The organism is Pseudoalteromonas sp. S1727 (assembly GCF_005886375.1).
In the GTDB taxonomy this organism is placed as follows: Bacteria; Pseudomonadota; Gammaproteobacteria; order Enterobacterales; family Alteromonadaceae; genus Pseudoalteromonas; species Pseudoalteromonas haloplanktis.
Window position 1 is genome coordinate 1 of sequence record NZ_PNDT01000260.1, and the last position, 222, is coordinate 222.

Below are 222 nucleotides of genomic sequence, written 5' to 3' on the forward strand. Positions count from 1 at the left end.
GTTGCAGAAAACCCAGCCTCGGCAACACTCTCTGTTAATAAAGACACCGTCGCCACAATCACCGTAAACGTGATTGATACCGACCAAGTGATTAATAACGCTGAGCAAAGTGCCGTGGATTTATCGGGCGCTGTAAGCGGTATTGAAGAAGGCCAAACCGTGACTATCACCGTCACTGATAGCCAAAACCGCAGCCTTGAATTTACCACCACCGTTGTCAAT

General features: G+C 48.2%; 1 protein-coding gene. It reads left to right on the forward strand.

The features are described 5' to 3' along the window. A partial coding sequence (locus tag CWB85_RS22570; protein ID WP_171039070.1) for a hypothetical protein occupies window positions 1–222 on the forward strand: 222 nt, incomplete at both ends.